Source organism: Segatella copri (genome assembly GCF_009495355.1).
GTDB lineage: Bacteria > Bacteroidota > Bacteroidia > Bacteroidales > Bacteroidaceae > Prevotella.
The window spans coordinates 105,354-112,027 of record NZ_VZAD01000034.1; the positions used below are offsets into that span (position 1 = coordinate 105,354).

The 6,674-nt window shown below is 47.4% G+C and carries 3 protein-coding genes and 1 pseudogene; 1 reads left to right on the forward strand and 3 read right to left on the reverse strand.

What is annotated here, in order from left to right; genetic code table 11:
• Positions 1–10: 10 nt before the first annotated feature.
• Positions 11–2,479, reverse strand: coding sequence for a helix-turn-helix domain-containing protein (locus tag F7D20_RS03820; RefSeq protein ID WP_194253483.1), 2,469 nt, complete (start codon positions 2,477–2,479; stop codon positions 11–13).
• A 235-nt stretch (positions 2,480–2,714) separates the two neighbouring features.
• Between F7D20_RS03820 and F7D20_RS03825 the strand changes: the two genes are divergently transcribed.
• Positions 2,715–3,248 carry a TIGR00730 family Rossman fold protein gene (locus F7D20_RS03825; RefSeq protein WP_158462911.1) on the forward strand — a complete coding sequence of 178 codons (534 nt, stop codon included), beginning with the start codon at positions 2,715–2,717 and terminating at the stop codon, positions 3,246–3,248.
• A 333-nt stretch (positions 3,249–3,581) separates the two neighbouring features.
• Here F7D20_RS03825 and F7D20_RS03830 read toward each other — a convergent pair whose 3' ends face one another.
• Both F7D20_RS03830 and F7D20_RS03835 read right to left on the reverse strand, forming a co-directional pair.
• Positions 3,582–5,939, reverse strand: coding sequence for a DUF5121 domain-containing protein (locus tag F7D20_RS03830; RefSeq protein ID WP_158462912.1), 2,358 nt, complete (start codon positions 5,937–5,939; stop codon positions 3,582–3,584).
• 38 nt (positions 5,940–5,977) lie between these two features.
• Positions 5,978–6,674, reverse strand: a pseudogene (locus F7D20_RS03835) (hypothetical protein); the annotation flags it as partial.

Here is a 6,674-nt window from a genome sequence, read left to right on the forward strand (position 1 = left end):
TAAAAACGTTTCAAAGCCCGTTTTTCTGCCTATATTCAGACGGACTGACGCCCATTGCCGCCCTGAAACACTTACCGAAGTAGTTCTGATCGCAGAAACCGCAGCGATAGGCGATTTCCTTCACAGGAAGGTCGCTGTGAAGCAACAGCGCCACGGCACGGTTCATGCGTGCCTTGTTGATAAACTCCTTGGGCGCCACACCCAACAGGCTCTTCAGTTTGCGGTTCAGTCCCGACTTGCTGACGTTCAGCTTGGCTGCCAGCTCGGTCACACTGAGGTCGGAATTGTCGATGTGCTGTTCCACAAACTCCACCACGCATTGCATGAAGCGCTGGTCTTCCTCGTTCAGGCTCTCCTCGCCTACGCTGCGGCTGTCGGCTTGCAAGGGCTGTTGGCCGTCGGCAACAACCGTTTCCTCAGCAGCCTTTTCTGCCACCTCAACAGCAGTTTTGTCTGCCCCAGCATCCTTGACAGCCACGACGAGGTGTTTCTCCTTGTCGTATTTCTCCATCAGGTCGAGATACTGCCCCAAGAGTTCCCTCTGCTTGCGGTGGGAGGAGCGAATAGTCCTCGTCACGTACACCATAGTATAGATAAACAACAGCGCCAGCAGCACATACAGCACCTTGGCGGTAGTAGTCTGCCAGATGGTTGGTTTCACGAAGATTATCACCACTTTCACGTTGCCCGCCCATTGTCCAGTGGGCAGTTTCGACTCCACCCGCAACGTGTGCGTACCGGGCGAAAGGTTGAGCAGCGTCACCGTGTGGCTGTTCTCTAACGTGTTCCATACACCGCCGTCCAACTGGAATCTATAGCTTATCGACTGGGTGTTGGCATAGTCGATGGCAGCAAACTCAATCTTCACATTGCGCACTGTCTCATCGAGGCAGATGGTGTCGAGGGCGCTCACCGCCTCCATCATCTCGCCTTCTTCCACCGACACCCTTGTCAGTACGATGCGCGGTGCCTTGGTGCGCTTCGTCAGCCGGTCCATATCCATCAGCACCAAACCGTCCATCAGACCCATGAGCCATTTGCCGCCTTTCCATCTCAGGGGCTGCGCATCCGAGAAAATCAGCTCATCGGTCCATGTGCGGTGGTTGAAATAGAGCGATAGTCCATGTTCCACGTCCACGCCCGTCAAATCGTTGGTGCCTACAAACCACATATATTGTCCATACGCGAAAGCCGACAAGAGGAAGTCCTCCGGCAAATCGCGCCTGTCGAAGTGTCTGAAGTCCACATCTTTGCTGAGCAGCGAAATGCCGGGCTCCACCATGTTCAGTCCGCTGCCCTCGGTGCAGATATAGAGTCTGTTGGCCCTGTCCTCCGCCATAAACATGACGGCAGAGCAACTCAGGCTGCCGTCTCTTCCGCCCTCACGCTCATGCTGGATAAAGCGCAGCGAGGCTGGATTGGCGGCAGTAAGCTTCGTGGCGAAAAGTCCAAGCGTTGTGCCCGCCAGCAGCTCGTCACGATGGCTGATATATATCATTCGCACCCCCAAGTACTTGCCTGTCTTGTCGTCATGAGAGAGGACGATGGGCTGACACCTCCAACTCTTTCCCGTACGGGTAAAACAGAACAGTCCATGGTTCAGCGTTGACACCCACAGTCTGCCCCATCGGTCTTTCTGCATTGAGTAAACATGATGTTCTTTCTCCCTACCACGGATTACAAGCGCTATTCGGCTGATGTCGTAGCTGCCGTCGGCACGGGGCGACAGATGCAACAGTCCACCAGGTTTGCATCCCAACCATAGGCTGCCGTCCTCGTCTTGCAACATCGTGTACACAGCCGACCGGAAAGGAGTCTTTCCGCCATGCAGTCGGCCGTCGGCTCCAAGAAATCCCAAAAGATTCAGATTGGCGTCGTAGATTCTCACAGAGGCATCGTCGCGCGAGCACACCCATATCCGTCCCTCGCGGTCGCGGAAGAGTGCCCTCACCTGACATCCTGGTTGCCTCAACAGCCACGTAGCATAACACGGCTTGCGGTAGCTCATCCTCACGCCCAGAGAGTCCACTGCCCACTCCACTCCGTCGGCTGTCTTCAGCCGTTTCGTTCCCTGACCGGAGAAGCCCCATTTGCGCAGCGCCTTGTTCCAGGAGAGATGGCTGTCATCAAACCGCCCCGTGCGAATATCGAAGACAAAGCAGTAGCCTTCCGCATTACAATATATATAAGGATCACGAATACGAATATCCTTGATGCGGTTCACGCCCATCGAGCATCCATCGCCCGCCTTCGGCTTGAACGACACGAAGCGATAGCCGTCGTATCGGCTCAGTCCGTTCCATGTTGCCACCCAGATCATTCCCTGTTTGTCCTGTACAAGACCCGTTGCGTGATGGTGCGCCAGTCCATCGAGCTCGTTGAGCCTTCTCTCTGTAACGCCCTGCTTCGCCCAAGCCCCTCCGTCCTGAAGGGTCGGCACAGCCTCAGCGACGTGGCTCAACAAACAGCAAATCCACATCAAAAAAAATCTTATTATTCTGTTTTTAGTCATCTGTGCAATGGTAGATTAGTTATATTGTTTGCAAAAGTAAGAAATAATAGTCAGAAAAAGAAATCAAATCCAAAGTTTTTATTTAACTTTGCATAAGATTAGCTGCACTCGGCAATCTGAAAGCAAGCTTTCATTGCGCTCGTTGGTGCAATCTTTGCAAAAGATATCCTGCACTCGGCAAAACATAAAAAACATAATAACAATGAAAATAGCAGTATTCTGTTCAGCAAACGCCCATATTGACAGCGACTACTTCCGTCTCACAGAGGAGATGGGCAAGTGGATGGCAGAGCAAGGGCACGATTTAGTTTTCGGCGGCTGCAACATCGGCCTGATGAACACCATCGGCAAGGCAGTCAAGGCGCATGGCGGCAGAGCCATAGGCGTAGTTCCCACCATTGTAGAGCGAGGCGGCAAAACTTTTCCCGACCTCGACGTAGAGATTCCTTGCGACAATCTCAGCGACCGCAAGGACTTGCTGCTCTCTCAGAGCGACATCATCGTGGCGCTCCCTGGCGGCATCGGCACCCTCGACGAGATATTCACCGTTGCAGCCTCCCACACCATCGGCTATCATAGCAAAAAGGTGATTCTCTACAACATGAAGGGCTTCTGGAACTCCACCATTGCCCTCCTCGACGACATGGCTTCGCAGGGCATGATTCGTGGCAACTGGCACGACTACATCGAAGTGGCAACCTCCCTCAGTGAGTTGCAGCAGATGGTGGAGCGCTGACTAAAATCGTTAAACCACAAATGCAATAGGCTTCAACTGCTTACGAAGCCGCTTTCATTGCTCTACGAAATAGGCTTCATTGACTATCGAAGCCGCTTTCATTTTTTCGAGGCTTTTCTATTCAGAGTAGTTAGCGATTTAAATTCAACAGCAAAAAAATAAAATGCGGGATTGAGCAATCAACTCAATCCCGCATTTCCTTTATAATAAGTAAGTCTTAATCCCAAGATGTCCAGGGGGTATAAGGCTTAGCATCGCCCCACACGCCCTGGGCTAGGAGCTTTTGGGCCTTCAGCCCGTACTTGAACCACATGCGAAACTTCAGTCAGATATTTATAAGATCATGATTTTTTTCCCATTACATAAATAAACACCAGCTTTATGTGGCCGTTCGATCTTTATACCTGAAAGTGTGAACCACTCGTGGGAAAGACCATCAGCATATACTTCAGGATGTTTTATGCCCGTAGATATATCATCAACAGACATTACTGGCTGCGAGGGAACCGACATGTCAACGATAAAACGAAAGGTTCTTCCTTCTTGTAGCGTCACACCGTCTGCCACATACACATTGCCATCACTATGCCCATTCACTGCCTTATGCCCTATGAGAAACACATCACTCCTGGAAGAGATGCGGTATTCACCTGTAGGATTCAATTCAACACCCCATCCTGCCTGTCCGAAAAATTTAAAGTCAACATGATTTACATTCAGTTGACGACCTGCAGTAAGTGTCAGTTGGTATCTCTTGTTGCCCACGGGTGCCATACATGTAGCATGGTCGGTATCAGTCCACCAGCCCTGATTGCTTATGATACTATAATACGGTTTATGCAATCCATCACTGCCAATAGCCCATAAGGCACCGGTGCCATCTGCATTAAGACTCAATGGATTCCCATTCTCATGAGAGGCGTATATACGAAAACTCTTCGTTGCGGGGACAAACTTGATGTTATAATAACCACTGAGAGCCGTAAACTTGAAACAACCATTTCCTAACTTGATGAAAAAATCAGGATCTTCATAGAAGTCAGGTGAACTGAAGGCATCATCGCCTACAGCAGTGTATGTTTTGCCCTTTTCAAGATAGGTATTGATAGAAAAACTATTTCGGTTATCTGACGGAATCATCTCCATACCACCAAAGGTCACGGCATTTTGTTCTGTATCTCCCAAAAGGACAGAAACAATACTTTTGGCAGGTATATCTACGTTCACATATTCGCTATTCGAAGCAAGGTTGATATGCTTTTCGACCGATGTCTTATTACTAATGACAAAAGCTGTGGTGCCATCCGAGTTTCTTAGTGCGACATAATTGAAGTCCCAGTCATCTCTTGGTACACCATTCTCTATATAGTCACATCTTACCGCACCAGGTCGGATGACAGAAGAAAGATGGCAAATGATATAATAATCGCGATTGTAGCGTACCGTAGAGAGCGCATAACTACTTGGATCTATTTCTATATTGCCATACACAGTACTATTAGATAAGGTGGTAGGATGACCATCATAGTCGAGAAGCAGGTTCCATGCTATAAATGCACTACTCTGGTTTTGCAACGCACGCAAACCCGACCAGTTGAATTCTCCGCATAGCTTGCCATTTAGATTACGTCCATCGTTCCACGAGCCTATACTTGACTCAGTATAGATTGACTTCAGACCCGTGTTATTATAAAACGTAGCCATGGCTGTAGGGTCACCCCCATAGTTATGAAAAGCGGCACCTTCCACAAGATCGTCACCAAGAAACGATGATGACCGCAAGGACTTTGCTACCTGTTCGGCATATTGTTCGTTATCAAAATTGTGGTCAAAAAGATATATCTTGGTACTCAGTCCTGCATTGTGAAAGGTTGTGGCAAGAACCTTAACAAAAGCTATTTCCTCTTCAACATCCATGAGCATAGCTCCTCCTTCGTTGTATCCGTTTCCAGGTTCATTTTGTGGAGTCACCGCATGGATTGTTATTCCGTTGTTTTTCATCGCTTTCAGAAACCTTACGAAATAGTCCGCATAGTCCGAATAACAAGTTTTATTCAGATGTCCGCCTACATAGTTCTCATACGGAACATCCCCATTTTTCTGACTCACCTTCATCCATTTAGGAGCAGTCCATGGTGCGGCAATGATTTTCAGCTTGGGGTTGATGGCTTGCACTTCTTTTAGAATGGGAATCACATACGCAATTTCTTCACTTTGAAGGGCAAAATTTTCTATGCCTTTTTCATCGCAAAGAGTATAGCGTGAAAGAGAAAAGTCACTACATCCTATGCTTATGCGCACATAACTCGCACTATAACCCTGGCGCTCTGAAAATATTTTCTTAAGAAGTACAACACGTTCTCCTTCACTCATTCGCATTAGATTGTAACACGTCCCTCCGGTAAGAGCGAAGCCAAAACCATCTACCGTCTGATATTGACGGTCTGTATTGATACGCACATAGTTGGATGCAGGACTACCTTTTGTGGTTTTCAGTATTGTCTCTGACAAGAGTTTACTGTTGTTTTCCGTAGTGATCATCACACGGGCTTTTTGCGCTATGACTTGTAAAGAAGTTAATAGCAATAAACCTACAAGGAAAAAGTTTTTTGCAAAAAGAATTCGTCTCTTCATATTTTTAATTATTTGACCACATACTGGACTCATGTCACTGATCTGGTTATCACTCATGCGGATGAATCTTCCGCATGAGTTTTTATTATTTTATGTTATTTCACTAAAATCTTCTTTCCGTTATGTATGTACACTCCCTTTGGCAATGAGCCTGCACCATCGTTCATACGCTGACCTTGCAAGTTGTACCACGCATGATTATCCTGTTTGTGGGTCTCTATGCTACTTATTCCGTTAGAAGAACCATTCTTGTAGAAATACAGATTGTCGAGATAGAAGGTCTCTCCTTTACCGTTATCAAACTTGAACTGGAAGATCCTAGAAGCGTTGAGTCCAACAAAATCACTCATAGGGATATCTATGCTATTCCATTGATTAGCTATGAGATTAATAGGTTTTTTCAATTGGTCGTTGACACTACCATCGTTGTTACGACATATTGGGTATACATTGATCGTAAAAGAAGATAGAGGATAGATATCCAAATGGAGATATTCCATATCTGTTGCGTCTATCTCAGGACCACCAAACTCAATTCCGACATAATTAAAGTTGGAACACTTGAGTGTATTGTTGCCGTCAAGGCTGACACTCTGTGTAGCTGTCTTTTGTTGCCAAGAGCCAATAAACATATGCGGAACAAGCGAAGTGTAAGTATCACTATAAACCGATTTCACATTGTCAGTTGTGTGATGAGGGATAGGAGCAGCAGTAACTTCTGGTATAGGATGAACTGGCCCAGACTGTCCTTTAAATCCACCAATAGTTACCACGGCACGTTCTGGATGACTG